The organism is Sorangiineae bacterium MSr12523 (assembly GCA_037157775.1).
GTDB lineage: Bacteria > Myxococcota_A > Polyangia > Polyangiales > Polyangiaceae > Pendulispora > Pendulispora brunnea.
The window spans coordinates 5,594,937-5,611,676 of the sequence record CP089982.1; the positions used below are offsets into that span (position 1 = coordinate 5,594,937).

At 64.3% G+C, this 16,740-nt stretch carries 10 protein-coding genes; 5 read left to right on the top strand and 5 right to left on the bottom strand.

Features of this window, described 5'->3' with window-relative positions:
• Positions 1 to 24: 24 nt before the first annotated feature.
• Positions 25 to 492: a hypothetical protein gene (locus LZC95_21385; protein ID WXA99361.1), complete on the top strand. Its 468-nt coding sequence runs from the start codon at positions 25 to 27 to the stop codon at positions 490 to 492.
• Position 493: 1 nt separating this feature from the next.
• Here LZC95_21385 and LZC95_21390 read toward each other — a convergent pair whose 3' ends face one another.
• Together LZC95_21390 and LZC95_21395 are read right to left on the bottom strand one after the other, a co-directional pair.
• The gene (locus LZC95_21390) at positions 494 to 1,870 is read right to left on the bottom strand and encodes a glycoside hydrolase (protein ID WXA99362.1); all 1,377 of its coding nucleotides are present in this window, start codon (positions 1,868 to 1,870) and stop codon (positions 494 to 496) included.
• Between the two features lie 372 nt (positions 1,871 to 2,242).
• Positions 2,243 to 2,623, bottom strand: a complete 381-nt coding sequence (locus tag LZC95_21395; GenBank protein ID WXA99363.1) for a hypothetical protein — start codon at positions 2,621 to 2,623, stop codon at positions 2,243 to 2,245.
• 74 nt (positions 2,624 to 2,697) lie between these two features.
• Between LZC95_21395 and LZC95_21400 the strand changes: the two genes are divergently transcribed.
• Genes LZC95_21400 through LZC95_21410 form a run of 3 tightly spaced genes read left to right on the top strand, consistent with a single transcriptional unit; the run spans position 2,698 to position 8,293 of the window.
• On the top strand, positions 2,698 to 4,014 hold the full coding sequence (locus tag LZC95_21400) for a TolC family protein (protein ID WXA99364.1): 1,317 nt from the start codon (positions 2,698 to 2,700) through the stop codon (positions 4,012 to 4,014).
• Positions 4,011 to 5,234 (top strand): efflux RND transporter periplasmic adaptor subunit, encoded by a 1,224-nt coding sequence (locus tag LZC95_21405; GenBank protein ID WXA99365.1) that lies wholly within the window; start codon positions 4,011 to 4,013, stop codon positions 5,232 to 5,234. Before LZC95_21400 ends, LZC95_21405 begins: the two co-directional genes overlap by 4 nt.
• Positions 5,231 to 8,293 carry an efflux RND transporter permease subunit gene (locus LZC95_21410; GenBank protein ID WXA99366.1) on the top strand — a complete coding sequence of 1,021 codons (3,063 nt, stop codon included), beginning with the start codon at positions 5,231 to 5,233 and terminating at the stop codon, positions 8,291 to 8,293. The genes LZC95_21405 and LZC95_21410 overlap by 4 nt, the downstream gene beginning before the upstream one ends.
• Here the strand turns inward: LZC95_21410 and LZC95_21415 are convergent.
• Positions 8,268 to 8,924, bottom strand: a complete 657-nt coding sequence (locus LZC95_21415) for a TetR/AcrR family transcriptional regulator (protein ID WXA99367.1) — start codon at positions 8,922 to 8,924, stop codon at positions 8,268 to 8,270. The two genes, LZC95_21410 and LZC95_21415, sit on opposite strands and share 26 nt — an antisense overlap.
• A 97-nt stretch (positions 8,925 to 9,021) precedes the next feature.
• Here LZC95_21415 and LZC95_21420 point away from each other — a divergent pair, with 97 nt between their 5' ends.
• A complete protein-coding gene (locus tag LZC95_21420) occupies positions 9,022 to 9,978 on the top strand; it encodes an alpha/beta fold hydrolase (protein ID WXA99368.1) in 957 nt (318 codons plus the stop codon).
• A gap of 47 nt (positions 9,979 to 10,025) precedes the next feature.
• Here LZC95_21420 and treZ read toward each other — a convergent pair whose 3' ends face one another.
• On the bottom strand, positions 10,026 to 11,759 hold the full coding sequence (gene treZ, locus LZC95_21425; protein WXA99369.1) for a malto-oligosyltrehalose trehalohydrolase: 1,734 nt from the start codon (positions 11,757 to 11,759) through the stop codon (positions 10,026 to 10,028).
• Positions 11,756 to 16,729, bottom strand: a complete 4,974-nt coding sequence (gene glgX / locus LZC95_21430) for a glycogen debranching protein GlgX (protein ID WXA99370.1) — start codon at positions 16,727 to 16,729, stop codon at positions 11,756 to 11,758. The genes treZ and glgX overlap by 4 nt, the downstream gene beginning before the upstream one ends.
• Between the last annotated feature and the right edge of the window lie 11 nt (positions 16,730 to 16,740).

The following is a 16,740-nucleotide window of genomic DNA, read 5'->3' on the forward strand; positions in this document are numbered from 1 at the left end:
CCGGAACGAAACATCGATGTCATCGTGCGCCCCGTCGACCGGTTTTCCCGCGCCAATGGCCGCCCGCTCAAGGCCGACCCGTCGCCGGGCCTCATTCGGGTGGTGGGCGTGGCGGCCCAGCGCGAGCTCGCCCCGCCCGATCCGAACACGGGCCTCTATTGGATCGTCACGGCCCTGAGCTCGGACGATCGGGTCGATTTTCAGATGTTCCGAGCGGCCCTCCGGCAGCGAAACCTCGTGGCCATGGGCGTCGTCGCCGGCGCCCCACCTGGAACGGGCGCCGTGCTTCTCGTTCCCATCAAGGAGGGCTTCGCCCTGCACGCGATCGATCGGTCCAACCCCACCGGGCCGTTCGAAACCCCCTTTTCGCAGCGTCACGTCCGCCTGGTCATCTACAACTGGCCCGATCGCATCGCCCCGGGCAGCAACCCAGGTAGCGGCGACGGCGGCCCCCCCGACGACGAAGACGGACGGACGAAACTCGGCGGCTAGCCTATTTCGGAATGTAGCTCACCAACAGATTCCACAAAAAGTAGTCCGTGCCGTGCGGATACGACGAGCCTGCGGGCGGCGTGTAACCGCAGCCCCAATCGGCCTGGCAGTTGTCCCCGACGACCATGAATTGCTGTTCCGACAGCTTGGCAATACCCATGTAGCCGCTCGATCCATGGTGGATCCAGAGCCGTCCCTCGGGCGCAATGCCATCGTCGCCGGCGGGCGGCGTCGGGGCATTGTCCCAACGTTTGCTATCGGGCCAGCCCTTGAAGGTCTCCCAGTGATCGCCTTCGCCGGTCGAATCGAATGCCAGAATGTTGCCAGGGCGGCCGAACGCGAGCATCAGCGCGCCCCCACCCATGCGTACGAGCTTCGGGGATACACCGTACACGGGCAGCCCAGAAACGGGGCCGCTGCCGCTGTTCGGAACAGCGATTCGCGCGGGCGCGGACCAGGTCGCGCCGTGATCGCTCGAAATCGATTTGTACAAATACGATCGGACATGCTGGTCCGGCGAGAGACGCGTGTCCAGGAACCACTGATCGCAACGGACCACGGCCAGGAGCTTTCCCGAGCGGGTCTCGGCGACCGTTGCCTCGGCGAAGCCATTTCCGCCGGCGGGTGCGGAGCCATCGGCCGGAATCAGCGGGCGCACGACCGCCTTGGGTACGGATTGGAAGCCCGGACACCAGGGGGTCTGCTGCGCAATCATGCCTTGGTAGGACCAGCTTTGGCCACCGTCGGTGCTCTTGATCAAGGCTTGGTTCCAACGCCAATAGGTATCGGCGTTGCGGTAATACATGGGGAGAAGCAAGGTCTCCACGCCCCCGACGGAGGTGACGGTGATGCCTTGATGAATGAGCCCGGGCGGCACACCCGCGGGGAGCGTGAGCGGCGCATAGGAAAGCTCCCACGAGACGCCATGGTCCGTCGATTCGTGCCGCACCAGCATCCATCGGCCGTCCACTTTCACAGGTCGGTAACTGATGGCCACCAACGTGTGATTCGCATCCTGGCGTTCGTAGACGTTCCCGAAAGATCCTTCGTTGCCCGGCGCGGTGTCGTGCAACCCCTTGGTCCAGTCGATGGTCGTGCCCACGCGCTTTCGAGCGAGGTGCCAGCCGCCGTTGTCGCCGTAGTCGCGCCAGAGAAGCTGCATCGACACCGAGGTGCCGTCCGCGTGATTGCTGAAGCTGAGTAGCTGACGCTTCTTCGCCACGCCATTCTCGACCCAGCTGGTAACGAACGTGGCAGGCATGGACCTTCGTGGATTGCCCGCACCGGCCTGCATCCAATTCGGGTTGGCGGCGCTGATCGTCGGCGGCCACCCGGGCTCCACCGAGGAAAGGTTTCCCTCGGTCGACGGGGTATCCACTGCGGTATCGTCCGATGCGCACGCCGGCAAGGTCAGTGCACAGAGGGCCAAAATCGAAAAAGAAACTCGGAATATTCCCTTCATGCATGGGACCTCAGCACCCACCATGCCAGGCGCTTCTGTCTGGCCGCCGAACGCGAATCGGGCTTGCTTGCCGCACGCAGCCCCGTCGCGATGGATGGAGGGCGGACCAGAATGATCTCGCCCAGCATCCCACGATGAGAAATCGTCAGCGCATCCTTCGGGGGGCGCGATTTTGCGGACGGCTACTTACCTTACGAAACTTTACGAGACCGGTCGCGCTTCAGCGCGGGTGACACCTGGGTCGATTTTGACGAAGATACAGGCCTGATGAGGCCTCGGACCTCGCTGTTACGGGCGACAGACCACGCCGTTCGTCAAAGGCCATGTTGCACACGATGGTGGATCGCCCGCACTGGCCGTGGCGAGGCAGTCGGCTGCGACCGAAGCCGGACTGCTGCAACTGGTGCTGCAGTAGGTGCGCAAGTCGTCGCAGCTTCGATCCGGTGTGGGATTCGGGTTGCCACCGGCATCGAATCCCGGCGATTCCGGCGGAGGCGACGTGACCGTGCAGGCGCCGCCTTGCACGATTTGGCTTTTCTCGCCGCACGCGATCGTCACGCCGCCCACGCAGGCCGTCTCGCCGCATGCGAGCGTGCGGCGCTGGCCGTTGTACTCGGCGGCGCAGGTGCAATCCGTGTTCGAGGACGAGCACGCACCGAGCATCGTCATGCACGAAACAAGCGCGACGAGGAGGGGTATCGCAGCGGAGCGCATGTTCGAAACATAATACGGAGAACGATTTCGTGATCTGGCAACGTAGTCTGTTGACGTTTCTCTTGTTGCTCTGGTCGAGCGCGGCTGCCGCCGAGGGCCCTCTGCGGCTCGAGGATGCCGTACGCCTCGCACTTCAAAACAACGAGCGCGCGCAAAAGGCGCCGCTGCGCGTGGAGGTCGCCGAGGGCCAACTCGACCGCGCGCGGGATGCGTTCTTTCCAACGCTGGCCGCGCAGGGATCGAGCGTGTATCGACCGGACGCGGCGGGACGCTCGAACCCGACCAACAGCGGCACCTTGACGTTGACGCAGCCACTGCTCAATCCAAGTGCATTTCCGCAGTATTCGCAGCAAAAGCACAATCGCGAGGCGGAAAAGTGGGGCGCTGCGCAGGACAAACGGCAGCTCGCGTTCGAAACGGCAAAGGCCTTCATTCAGGCCCTCACCACGGAGAATGTGCTCACCTCCGCACGGCGCAAACTCGATAGCGCGCGCATCAACCTCGAGACCTCGCAGGCGCGCGCCGATGCCGGCCTGGCCAGCACCAACGACGTGACGAAGGCCCAACTGCAGGTCTCCACCTCCGAAGGCCAAGTTGCCAATGCGCAAGGCAACGTTCGCCGGGCCTACATCCAACTTTCCTTTCTGGTCGGACAGACCGTCGCGGGGCCGCTCGTGCCCCCGGACAACACCACCAAGGCTGCCGAGCGGTTCGAACAATCGCGCGCCAACCAGGTGAAAACGGCCTTGAATCGACGCGAGCAGGGCCTGGCGGCGGCGCAGGATCGGAGGCCCGACGTGCAGTCGCTCCACGAACGCAACGAGGCGCTGCAAGCATCGGCCAAGGAGCCGCTCTACCGGCTCATTCCGACGCTCAATGCATCGGGGCAGCTTCGCTTCGTCCCCGATCCGCTGCCGGGCGAAAAAGGCGTCGACGAGCAAGTGGCGCTGAACCTTTCGTGGCAGATTTTCGATGCGGGCTTCCGCTACGCCGACCGAAAGCAGCGGCTGGCGCAACTCGAGAGCTCGCGGCTCGATGAGAAACTGCTGCGAAGGTCCGTGCAGAACGACATCGCGCTGGCGCTCGCGGCGCTGCATGCGGCGCGGGAAAATTTCAATGCCGCGTTGGCTGCAGCCACCGCAGCGCAGAAAAACTCGGAGGAAACCGCCATTCTGTACAAGCAAGGCCTGGCGAGGGCCATCGAGGTCAACGACGCCAACGACAAACAATTCGAAGCCGACGTCACGCGCGAATCGGCCAAGCTCTCGATGGAGCAGGCTTACCTGGATCTGCGCAATGCGCTGGGGTTCGGGCCGCTCGACACGGATCGGGGGACCGAGCCATGAGCCACCGCCTTCTCTTCGTCGTGGCGCTGGTCGCGTCCGTGTTTCTCCTCGGGTGCAAAAAGGAAGAACCCGCGCCGCCGAAGTCCGCCGGCGGAGCGCCCCGTGGAGCGCGCGGCTCGGCGGCGTACGCGGTCGATGTGATGCCGGTGCAGTCGAAAACCGTCGACTACATCGTGCAGGCGCCCGGCACCTTGGATGCCTTCGAGCGGGTGGAAGTGACGGCGCGCGTGGCGGGCGTGGTCGACAAGGTGGCCTTCACCGATGGGCAGCAGGTCAAGAAGGGCGATGTGCTCGTGGTCATCGACTCCGAGCGCTACCAGCTCGCCGTTAACAGCGCGAAGGCGGGCCTGGAGAAGGTGCAAGCCTCGCAGCACGACGTCGAGGCCATGGTCGCGCGACGCCAGGGCGCGAGCGACGCCCACCCGGGGCTGATCCCGGGCGAGGAGCTGGAGACCTACAAGACGAAAACGTTGACCGCCAAGGCCGACACCGCGGTGGCGACCGAGGCGCTCAAGGTGGCCCAGCTCAATCTGCGCGACGCCTTCGTGCGGGCCCCCATCGAGGGCACCATCCAGACGCGCACGGTGGAGACGGGCCAATACGTCAACACGGGATACCTGATGGCCACGCTCCTTCGGGCCGATCCCCTGCTCTTGCGCTTCCAGGTCGAACCGGAGCATGCCGTGCGGCTCAAGCCGGGCATGGTCGTCGACTTCTCCATCCGCGAGACGCAAAACCAGTACAAGGCGAAGATTTCCCTCGTGGCCGGCGCCGCCGATCCCGCGACACACACCGTGGCGGTCACCGCGCAGGTCGATGCGGACAGCAAGCGGTACTGGCTGCGCCCGGGCTCGTTCTGCGACGTCACCATCGACGTCGGTGCCCGCCGCGAAGCCCCCGTCATTCCGCGCGCCGCCACACGCGCGACCGACCACGGCTACGTGGTCTACGTCATCGAGGGCGACGCCGCCGTGGAAAAAGTGGTCACCCTGGGCATGAACACGAAGGATGGCTGGGTGGAAGTCCGCAATGGCCTTTCGGCCGGTGAATTGCTCGTCGTGCGCGGAGTGGAATCCATGACCAGCGGCGCACGCGTGACGGCAAACAAAGTGGACTCCTTGGATGCATCGGCGCCGGAGGTCCCACTGGAGCTCGACGCAGGCGCGCGCGACGGCGGCAAAGGCGGACGGAAGCGCGCGGCCGGAGATGCAGCGCCGTGAACATCACCGACGTCTCCATCAAGAATCCGGTGTTCGCGTGGATGCTCATGGCCTGCACGGTGCTCTTCGGCATCGTCGCCGTGACCCGCATCGGCGTGAGCCAGTACCCGGACGTCGACAACCCGAACATCACCGTCTCCCTCTCCTGGCCCGGCGCCTCCCCGCCGGCGGTGGAGCGGCAGATCGTCGAGCCCATCGAGCAGGCCATCTCCCAGGTGGAGGGCGTGCAGTCGCTTGCCTCCCAGGCGCGCTCGGGCAGCGCGCGCATCACGGCGACGTTCGACATGTCGCGCGACGTCGATCTCGCCCTGCAGGACATCCAGGCGCGGGTCGCGCAGACCCAGCGCTCGCTTCCGAAGGACGTCCAGGCGCCCACGGTCTCCAAGTCGAACCCCGACGACACGGCCATCCTGACCATCGGTGTTTCCGGCCCATTTTCGCGCCAGATGCTCGCCGATGCCGCGCGCTACCAAGTGCAAGAGCGCCTGCAAACCGTGCCCGGCGTGGGGCAGATCACCCTGAACGGCGTCGTCGACCGCAACGTGCGCATCTGGCTCGACGCGAGCAAGCTCGCCGAGAAGGGCATCGTGGCCAACGACATCATCAGCGCCATTCAGCGCGAGCACGTCGAGGTGCCGGGCGGGCAGCTCATGAGCGGCGGCCGCGCGCTCGACGTGCGCCTGCTCGGCGAGGCGCTCGATCTGGACAGCTTCCGGCGCCTGGTCATCAAGCGCTCCAAGCCCGCACCCGTGTACCTGGAGGACGTGGCGAGCGTCGAGGACGGCTTCGCCGACGCGACCAGCATCGCCTTGCTCGACGGTGTGCCGTTCCAGGCGCTCGGCGTGCTCAAACAGCGCGGCACCAACGCCATCGCCGTGGCCACCGGCGTGCGCCAGCGCGTGGCCGAGATCCAGAGCAGCCTTCCCGACGGGATGAAGGTCGACATCCTGTTCGACTCGACGACCTTCATCGAGGAGTCGGTCCACGAGATCGAGCTCGAGCTGGTCATGGCCGTGGTGCTCACGGCCTTCGTGTGCTGGCTCTTTCTCGGCTCGCTCTCCAGCACGATGAACGTCGTCCTCGCGATCCCCATGTCGCTGCTGGGCACCATCGCGGTGGTGTACTTCTTCGGCTTCACCTTGAACACCTTCACCTTGCTGGGCCTGTCGCTGGCCGTCGGCTTGGTGGTCGACGACGCCGTCATGGTCATGGAGAACATTTTCCGCCACGCGGAGATGGGCAAGGACCGAAAAAAGGCGTCCAGCGATGGCACCAAGGAGATCACCTTCGCGGCGCTGGCGGCGACGCTCGCGGTCATTGCCATCTTCTTGCCCGTGATCTTCATGAAGGGCGTCATCGGCCGTTTCTTCTTCCAATTCGGTGTGACCCTTTCGGTGGCGGTGATGCTCTCGTACTTCGAGGCCATCACCTTGGCGCCGGCGCGCTGCTCGCAGATGCTCTCCACCTCCCGCGAGGGCCGAAGCCGTGTGGGCAAGGCGGCCGACGCTGCGTTCTCGTGGCTCGAGCGATTCTATGCGCGGGTGATCGCCGGCGCGTTGAAGCGGCCGAACACGATCCTGCTGGCGGCCATGGTGGTGCTGGGCGGCTCGCTGGCGCTTGTGAAGCTCGTGCCCACGGAGTTCGTGCCCTCGCAGGATCAGAGCCGGCTTACGGTGCGCGTGCAGACGGAAGGAGGCTCGTCGATCGAGGCGGCGGCACCGCTTTTGGCGAAGGTCGAGGAGCGCCTGGCAAAGCACCCCGAGATCGAGCACACGATGGTGACCCTGTCGGCCGCCAACGGGCAGTACACGCTAAACCTCGTGCCGCCCGACAAGCGCAAACTGAGCGCGCAGCAGCTCATGGCCGTGCTGCGCAAGGAGCTCTCGGGCATTCCCGGGGTCAAGGCATCCATTCAGGATCCCTCGCAGCAAAGCTTTGGCGCCGCCAAAGGTTCGCCCGTGGCCTTTACCGTGCGTGGCTCGGATTGGGACCAGCTGGTGACGGCGTCGACGAAGCTGCAAGAGGATCTCGAGGCCAGCGGGGTGGCCGCGGACTTGAACTCCGACTACCGCATCGGCTCGCCCGAGCTGCAGATCATCCCGGACCGCGCGCGGGCGACGGAGCTGGGCATCTCGGTGTCCGATTTGGGAAGCACCGTGAGCGCGCTGGTGGGCGGCAACACCGTGGGCAAGTTCACCACGGAGGGACGGCGCATCGACATCCGCATGCGGCTGCTCGCCTCGCAGCGGTCGCGACCCGAGGATCTGTCGCTCATCCAGATGCGCACCGCCACAGGACAGCTGGTTCCCATGTCCATGGTGGTGTCCCAGCGCGAGCAGCCCGTGTTGCAAACGATTAGCCATTTGGATCGCGAGCGCGCGATCAGTATCAATGGCAACGTGGGGCCGGGGCATTCGCAGCAGGAGGCCATGGCCAAGGTGATGGAGCTCGCCAAGGCGCTGCCCATGGGCATTCACGTGGTGGCCACCGGGCAAGCATCGCAGCTCGAGGAGACGACGGGCGGACTCTGGTTCGCCCTCGGCATCGGCATCCTCGTCGCGTACATGGTGCTGGCGAGCCAGTTCAACTCGTTCCTTCACCCCGTCACGGTGCTCACCATTCTGCCGCTGGCCGTGGCCGGCGCCGTGATGGGGCTCGTGGTCTCGGGCAAGTCGCTCAATCTGTTCAGCATGATTGGGCTTTTGCTCTTGATGGGCATCGTGAAAAAGAATGCCATTCTGCTGGTCGAATATGCGAACCACGTGCGCGAGCAGGAGCCGCACCTCGATGCCGCGGAAGCGATGAAGAAGGCGGGGCCCCTGCGCCTTCGGCCCATCTTGATGACCACCGTGGCCACGATGATGGCCGCCGTGCCGCCCATCTTGGGGCTCGGCCCGGGCACCGAGACGCGCAGTCCCATGGCCGCGGCGGTACTTGGAGGGCTCACGGTGTCGACCATTCTGAGCCTGGTCGTCGTGCCCGCGTTTTACGTGGTCACCGATCGGGCCAAGGCGCGACTGGCCGCCCGCCTCTTCACGGCGCGAGCGCCATCGCCGTGATCGTGCGCAAAAGCTCGTCCTCCAACGCGAGCACGGAGCGGGCGCGTCCCGCCTGAACGGCCGCCGTCATCGGTGCGTTGACCGCGCCGATGATGGCCTGCGCGCGCACCTCGCTGATGGGCGGATATTCGGGCCAATGTTCACGCGCCGTTTCGCGGCCCTGGATGTAAATCCGTTCGGCGAGGCGGTGGGTGGCCATCATTTTTGCGGTGGCCTGGGGCCCTGCGGCAAAGGGCTCGAGAAGCAGGAGCCGCGCGCGATGCTCATCGTCGGCGACGAAGCGCAAGATCGCCCGCAGGGCACGACGAATGCGCTCCTCGGGACGAAAAGGGCCCGAGGTTTCCGCCGCCATGATTTTTACGGCTTCCCCGACGGCCCGTTCGTAGGCGGCGATGAAGCAGGCCTCCTTGTCGTCGAACAATTCATAAAATGTGGTTTTGCCCACACTGGCAAGTCCGACAATCTCCGCCACGGTGACCTGGGCAAATCCTTTGGTGGCGCACAATTCCGTAATTGCATCGAGCATACGCTCGCGCTGCGAGGCCTCCACCACGTCTCGACTCAAGTGGTGAGTCCCGCGGGGAAGCGCATAAGGAATTTTTGCCGCGCCGCGTTGCGACGATTTGGTCATCTGGATTCGAATTTTAGCAAATTAAGTACGCACGCGTACATTAATGATAAATGAAGTACGCGGCGGTACTTAAGGCCGGTACCACGAGGAGGGTGTCATGCGAAAGTACGTATGCGCGGGCATGATCGCATTGGGCATGTCGCTCGTCGGCGGCGACGTGGTGGCAGCGCAAGCAAGTGAGAGCGCAAATTTGCCCGTGGTTTACAATGCGCTTGCGGCGGCCCCCGGCATCGTGGCGCCGGATTCGCCGCCGCCGGGTGCCAATGACTGGAATTGTACTCCGAGTGCCGCACACCCCTACCCCGTGGTACTGGTGCATGGCACGGGCGCCAACATGCGCCTCAATTGGAATGCGCTTTCGCCGCTGCTGAAGAACAATGGCTATTGCGTCTACGCGCTCAATTTCGGCGCCAACGTGATTACGAACCTCAGCGGGGGGGTGGTGCACGCGCTCGGTCCCGTTGCGCAATCGGCGGGCGAGCTATCGGCATTCGTCGATCAGGTGCTTGCGGCAACGCATGCGCCCAAGGTGGACATCGTGGGCCACTCGCAGGGCGGGATGATGCCCAACTACTACATCAAGTTCCTCGGTGGGGCGCCCAAGGTTCATCATATGGTGGGGCTCGCGCCGGACAACCATGGGACGGACGTGGACGGCCTACTCCGCCTCGCCAATGCATTGACGCAAGCCTTTCCAGGGCTGGGCGCCTTCGTTTACGACATCGTGGGCGCGTTTGCTCCGGGCGCGGTGGATCAGAAATTCGACTCGCCCTTCATCAAAAAGCTCAACAGCGTGCCCGACACCGTTTCCGGGGTTCGCTACACGGTCATTGCCAGTCGCTACGATCAGGTGGTCACCCCGGTGGCATCCCAGTTTCTCGCGGGTGAAAACGTGACCAACGTCTACGTGCAGGACAAGTGCTCCCTCGATCTTGCAGAGCACATCGCATTGGCCTTCGACCATATCGCACTTCGCGAAGTGCTCAACGCGCTCGATCCCGACCACGCGAGCACCACCGAGTGCACCCCAGTCGCACCGTATCTCGGCGGCTAACGCCAAGGGATATTGAACAGGGAGATCTCCCTGTAGAATCCTACTCGTCACACGACGACAACGGCCGTCGAAGCGGGAATTCTCTCGCGTTCCAACGGCTCCCCGCTGGTGAACGAGGCGGTACGTCCACGGAATGCATCGGGCAGCGGTTTGGCAATGCCATCAAAGTTCACCAGCAAATGACGCTGCTCGGCGTCGCGCCATTGGTGCACGATCAGGAACCCGGCCTCGGTGCTGGCGCGGAGCCGCTCGCGCGAGCCGTGGCGAAATACGGGATCCTCTCGGCGAAGTCGTAGAAGCTTCCTGTACAGATCCAGAACGCGCGCATGCGGGGCTTCGTGGCGCTCCGGCCAGCGAAGACGGGAGCGCTCGAACGTCGTCGGATCCTGCGGATCGGGAAAATTGGCGAAGCTGGAAAACGACTTGAACTCGTTGCGCCGGCCCTCGGACACCGCGCGACCGAGCGGCTCCTCGTGGTCGGTGAAGAACAGGAAGGGCGTCGAGGCGGCCCATTCCTGGCCCATGAAAAGGAGCGGTGTCATGGGCAAAAGCAGCAACAGCGTGGAGGCTGCGCAGTAGGCGTCGAGCGAAATGGACTCGGTCAGGCGATCGCCGAGAGCACGATTGCCGATTTGGTCGTGGTTCTGAATGCAGTACACCAGCGCCTGGGCAGGCAACGCGCCGGCAGGTTTGCCTCGAGGTTTGCCCTTCGGCGCGTAGAATTCACCTTGGTAGAGCCACCCGCGGTCGATGGTTTCGGCAATTCCGGAAATGCCGGGCGTGTAGGCGCCATAATATCCATCGCGCTCGCCGGTGAGGGTCGTGCGCACCTGATGATGAAAATCGTCGGCCCAGACCCCGTTCATGCCCAGGGTCGTCACGATCGCCGGATCGTTGCGCTCATCCTCGGCAATGAGCACCTTACGCGGCTCGAGCGCCGCCACCATGTCCGAGAGCTCCCGCAAAATGGGATATGGCCCATCGTCCACGATGGCATGCACGGCATCCAGCCGCAGCCCATCGAAGTGAAACTCGGTGAGCCAGTAGCGCGCATTGTCCAACACGTAACGGCGCATGGCCGCATGCGAGAAATCCGGCGCATCGCCCCACGCGGTGCGGATGTCCGCGTTGAAGTACTGCTCGCTGTAGGCCGATAGGTAATTTCCGGACGGCCCGAAATGGTTGTACACGACGTCCAGCAGCACGTTCAATCCGTGGCCATGCGCTTCGTCGATGAACCGGCGCAGCTCGTAAGGCGTCCCGTACGGCGCGAACGGCGCATACAGGGCCACGCCGTCGTATCCCCATCCCCGCTGCCCGGGAAAGGCGGCCAGCGGCATCAGCTCCACGGTCGTCACCCCGAGGTCCACTAGATCACGGAGACGTTGCCGCGCAGCCTCGTACGTGCCCTCGGGCGTGAAGGTCCCCACGTGCAGTTCGTAGATCACCTGCTCCTCGAGCGGCCGAGCGCCCCCCACTCCATGGCGCCACGCGTGCGTCGAGTCCACCACCATCGCGGGCCCGTGCACGCCCTGCGGAAGGTACCGCGCATACGGATCGGGCAGGTCCCGATCGCCCACACGATAGCGGTACAGCGTGCCGTGCCCTGCACCTTCCAACACGATCTCGAAATGCCCATCGCCCAGCGCTGTCATGGCATGCTCGGCGATGAGATTCCCTGCCCCATCGTACAAACGAACCGCACACGTCGGGCTGGTCGTCACGAAGGCGCGAAAACGCGTTCCGGCTCCTTCGATTGCCGCCCCGAGTTGCACCGTCATGACGCCTCCGGTTCACGCAAGAGCAACGCCACCGGGAACGTCGCAAGAACGTCGGCCACCTTCACCTCCTCGCCGAGGCGCAACGATGTGCCGGTCAGCACATTGCGATAGGTCCCCGGCTGCGGTACGCGCAGTCGCTCCTGACCCCAGACGCTCCCAATGGGCCAAGGCGTCTCCCCGCGGGTCAGCAGGTACGAAAAACGCGGCACGCAGCAAATGAGCCGCTCGCGCTCGAAGCAGCGCACGAACGCCAGCACGTGCTCTCCGCACGGGAGACCCTCGTAATCGCCACGCAGGAACAGCTCGCGCTTTTGCCGGCGTGTCTCCAGTGCCACGTGCGTCACGTACAGCTTCACCGCACCATCGACGAAATTTGCGAGCAAGTCCCGGCTCAAGGCATCCCGATCGGACAGGCGCTCGCGAATGCCTCGCAAAACCCGCCGCCGCAACTCGTAATCCACGGGCTGCCGGTTGTCGGGATCCACCAGGCTCTGATTCCACATCTCCGATCCCTGGTACGTATCGGCCACGCCCGGCACGCAGAATCGCAACAGGCACTGGGCAAGCCCGTTGACCGCGCCATAGGTCGCAATGCGCTCGCAAAAGCGCCGCGCGTCCTCGAAAAAGGCATCATTGGCCGCGAGCCGCCGGATGAAGCGTTGCACAGCCTCGTCCTGCGCGGCATTGGGGGTGGTCCACGACGTTTCCTGCTTTGCCTCCTTGGCGGCTTTCAGCACGAACGCCTCCAGCCGCCGTGCGAACGCCTCGCGCCCTTCCCGGCCGTCCCACCCCACCGGCCATGCGCCAATCAGCGTCTGGTAAAACAGGTATTCCTGATTGCGGCTGGGCGCGGGCGCCCCGTCCACCACCGTCTTCATCTTGCTCGCCAGCTCACTGAATCGCCGCACGGTGCGCTGCCAAAGTTCGGGCATTTCGGTGAGCACCGCCATGCGCGCGGACGTATCCTCGCCCCGCTTCGTGTCGTGCGTGGACGTCGTCACCATCGACACCGGCCATGCCCGTGCGCGGTCGACGTTCTGCAGGTGGAACTCCTCGATCGTGGTCCCATACTTCGATGGCAACCCGCCCACTTCGTCCAGGCACAAGAGCCGGCTGTATCGATAAAAGGCGGTATCCTCGACGGCCTTGGCCATCATGGGCGCGGTGAGCTGTTGAAAACGCAGCGCAAAGCGCACGTGCTCCTGCCGCTCCTCCGGCGTGGCCTCCGCGCGCAGCAGCAGCACATCCTCGAGAAACGCGAACACCGTCTCGCTGATGGACGGATTGTTCCGCCGCGCCGTCGCCACGGCCTGCATGATGCGGCGCCGATCGTCGTCCGCCGGGGGCTCGTTCTCGCGCAGGTACGTGCGGTACACGGTGAAGGCCGCAATGATCTCGGTCACCGCGCGCGAGAGGCTCACCAAGGTAAAGTCCCGCCAACGCCGGTTTTTGCCCGCGATGCGCTCCAGATCGCGCGCGATGATCTGAATCTCGCTCGCCAAGCTGAAACGCATGATGTGGCGCTTGCTCTCGTAAACGTGCTCCTTGAAGGACCGCCCGTCCAAGGTAAATTGCTGATAAATCCGGGTGAGCGCCGGCTCCGAGCGCGGGTCCACCCAGAGCGTGCGCACCGCGAAGAGAAAATCGTACCCCGTCGTGCCATCGACGGGCCACGACGGAGGCAGCCTCTCGCTCGGCTCGAGGATCTTCTCGATGAGAAGCGGCAGCGGCCGCGCCAGATCGTCCGGTCCTGCCTCCGACAAATCGACGCCGGGCACCCGGTGAAAGCGCTGCTGGAGCCCTTCGAAGTAGCCGAACGGATCGTAGAGCCCGTCCGTATGATCGAGCCGCAGGGCTTGCACGCGGCCCTCGTCGAGCAGCTGAAACAATTGCGCATGCGCGCGCTCGAACACCTGCGGAAGCTCCATCCGGATGGCGGCCAGATCGTTCACGTCGAAGAATCGCCGGTAATTGATCTCCTCGGCGGCCACGTGCCACGATGCCAGCCGGTAACTCTGCTGCTGCAGAATGCCATCCAGCACGTCGAAACTCCGCGGATCGTCGGGCGAGCCGTTGATCTCCTGCAGGGCGCTGTCGATGGCCGTTTTGATCTCGGGCGCCCGCCCGAGCAGCTCCTCCAGCCGCCGCTTGATGATCTCTTTCTCCCGCGCCCGCTCCTTGCGCAGCTCCAGCGCGGTTTCGCGTCGATCCGGCAGATGGCGCATGGCCGAGAGGATGCTCTCGAACTCGAGCCGCGCCTCCGCATCTTCCGGCAAAGTCACCTTGGCCAGTGCCGACTCCATCAGGGGCATCAAGGTCTCGGGCGCCAGCGGAAGTCGTTTATCGAAGTACGCGACCCGGAAGAATCGCCCCTCCCAGACCAGCGTAAGCTCCCCGCGTTCCAGAACGACGCCGTATTGATCACCCAACACCGGCAAAAGCACCCGATTTTCCAGTGCCGCCTTGGGCGGGCACCAGTCGATATCGAAGTACTCCGCGCACAGCGAACTGCGCCCATTCTCCAATACGTCGTCCCATGTGCGATTTTGCCCGGCGGGGATGCCCATATGATTCGGCACCCAATCGAGCAACAAGCCCATGTTGCGCTTTTTGATCTCGTCGGACCACGCACGGAAATCGTCCTCGGTGCCCAGCTCCGCATTCAAGCGCTCGTGATCGACCACGTCGTAACCGTGAATGCTCCCGCGCGCGGCCGCGAAAATGGGCGACGCGTACACGTCCGTGACGCCCAGTTCGACGAGGTAGTCCAGAACGCTCGCGGCCTTTCGAAAGCCGAAATCGGGCGTGAGCTGCACGCGGTACGTCGTCCCCAACGTGTGCAGTGCGCCCCCATTGCGCACCACGCGCGACGGCGCTCGAAAGAGCTTCAGCGAGTGCGCGGCCAGGCGGGTCGATCCATCCGGCGCGCGCTCCTCTTTGGCCCGGTCGTCGGTGGTATCCACCAAGAGCTGCCATGGCTCGCGCACCTGCTCCAGCCGCGGCAGTGCAAATGTCGCCTCCGCCGGCGATGCATTGAGGAGCCATAGCAAATTGTCGTCGACCAGCCGGCGCCCCGTTTCGTCGACCTCGTCGATGTTGCGCCCCGCAAGGAACATGACCAGACGTACCCGTTCAGCGTTCCAATCCTTGTCGGACATGGGTTGCCCGTCCTCGCGGAACCAGGCCAGATCGGGCAACTGCGTGCCGTGGATGTCGCGGCCCTGGAAGAATTTGGACCGCTGCAGCGCCGGGTGCTCGCGCCGGATGCGCAAAAGCTTTTTCGTAAATTCGAAAAGCGCTTTTCCTTCGTCGGACCAATTCCAATCGAGCCAGCTTATTTCATTGTCCTGGCAATACGCATTGTTGTTTCCCCGCTGCGTGCGGCCGAATTCGTCGCCGGCCACGAGCATGGGTGTGCCCTGCGAGAGCACCAAGGTCGCCAGCAAACCGCGCAGGAGCCGCTGCCGGAGCGTGCGAACTTTGGGATCGTCCGTTGGCCCCTCCACCCCGCAATTCCACGATGATTCGTGGTTCGAGCCGTCCTGGTTGTTTTCCCCGTTGGCCTCGTTGTGCTTGCGCTCGTAGCTCACCAGATCGTGCAAGGTAAAGCCGTCGTGCGCGGTGATCAGGTTGATGCTCGCCGAAGGGCGCCGCCCATCCTCGTACAAATCGCTGCTGCCGGTGAGGCGATAGCCCATTTCGCCGAGCACCTTGCCGCTCCGGCGCAACCAGAAGGCGCGCACCGTATCGCGGTAGCGCCCATTCCACTCGGCCCATCGAATGGGGAAATTACCGACTTGATAGCCGCCCTCGCCCACGTCCCAAGGCTCGGCAATGAGTTTGACCTCGCTCAACTCCGGCGATTGATGGATCAGCGTGAAAAAGCTGGAGAGCTGGTCCACGTCGTGAAGCTGGCGGGCCAGCGCCGAGGCCAGGTCGAAGCGGAACCCATCGACGTGCATCTCCGACGCCCAATAGCGCAGCGAATCCATGATGAGCGCGAGCACCTGCGGGTGCCGCACGTTCAGCGTGTTGCCGGTGCCCGTGTAATCGAAATAGTGCCGCAGGTCTTCCGGCACCAGTCGATAATACGTCGTATTGTCGATTCCCTTGAAGTTGAACGTGGGGCCGAGGTGATTGCCCTCCGCGGTGTGGTTGTACACCACATCGAGAATCACCTCGATGCCTGCGCGGTGCAGCGCCTTGACCATCGATTTGAACTCGCGCACCTCGCTCCCCAGCTCCGTTCCGAGCCGGTAGCGCACGTCGGGCGCGAAGAAGCCGACGGTGTTGTATCCCCAATAATTGCGCAGCCCCTTGTCGAGGAGCATCTTGTCGTCGATGAAGGCGTGAATCGGCATCAGCTCGATGGCCGTCACGCCGAGTTCGCGCAGATGCCGCACGATGGCAGGGTGCGCGATGCCCGCATAGGTGCCGCGAAGCGCCTCGGGCACCTCGGGGTGCAGCTTGGTGAGGCCGCGCACGTGCGCCTCGTAGATCACCGAGCGATGCAGCGGGATACGGAGCGGTGTGTCCCCTTCCCAATCGAACTCACCGTCGATGACGATGCCGCGCGGCACACCGAGGGCTTCGCTCTCGATGGGCGCGAGATCGCCCGACGCCTCGCCGACGCGGTATGCGAAGCAGCCCGCCTCCCAGCGTTCCACGCCGTCGACGGCCTTGGCGTAAGGATCCAGCAGAACCACGTTCGGGTTGAAGCGAAGTCCCTGCTCGGGCCGATACGGGCCGTGCACGCGGTAGCCGTAGCGTTGACCTGGCCCCAAACCTGGAGCGTAGGCGTGCCACGTAAAGGCCGTGCGATGCGCCAAGGGAAACCGCGTCTCGGTTCCTGCAGCGTCGAAAAGGCACAGCTCAACCGCCTCCGCACCCTCGGAATAAAGCGCGAAATTGACACCGGAACCATCCCATGTCGCGCCCAGCGGATACGACGATCCGGGCAAGAGTTTCATGGGCGCCGACT

What these genes read in the sequence shown, in the direction of transcription:
- glgX (WXA99370.1), bottom strand. Translation starts at nt 16,729, where the DNA reads ATGAAACTCTTGCCCGGATCGTCGTATCCGCTGGGCGCGACATGGGAT.
- treZ (WXA99369.1), bottom strand. Translation starts at nt 11,759, where the DNA reads ATGACGGTGCAACTCGGGGCGGCAATCGAAGGAGCCGGAACGCGTTTT.
- LZC95_21405 (WXA99365.1), top strand. Translation starts at nt 4,011, where the DNA reads ATGAGCCACCGCCTTCTCTTCGTCGTGGCGCTGGTCGCGTCCGTGTTT.
- LZC95_21420 (WXA99368.1), top strand. Translation starts at nt 9,022, where the DNA reads ATGCGAAAGTACGTATGCGCGGGCATGATCGCATTGGGCATGTCGCTC.
- LZC95_21415 (WXA99367.1), bottom strand. Translation starts at nt 8,924, where the DNA reads ATGACCAAATCGTCGCAACGCGGCGCGGCAAAAATTCCTTATGCGCTT.
- LZC95_21395 (WXA99363.1), bottom strand. Translation starts at nt 2,623, where the DNA reads ATGACGATGCTCGGTGCGTGCTCGTCCTCGAACACGGATTGCACCTGC.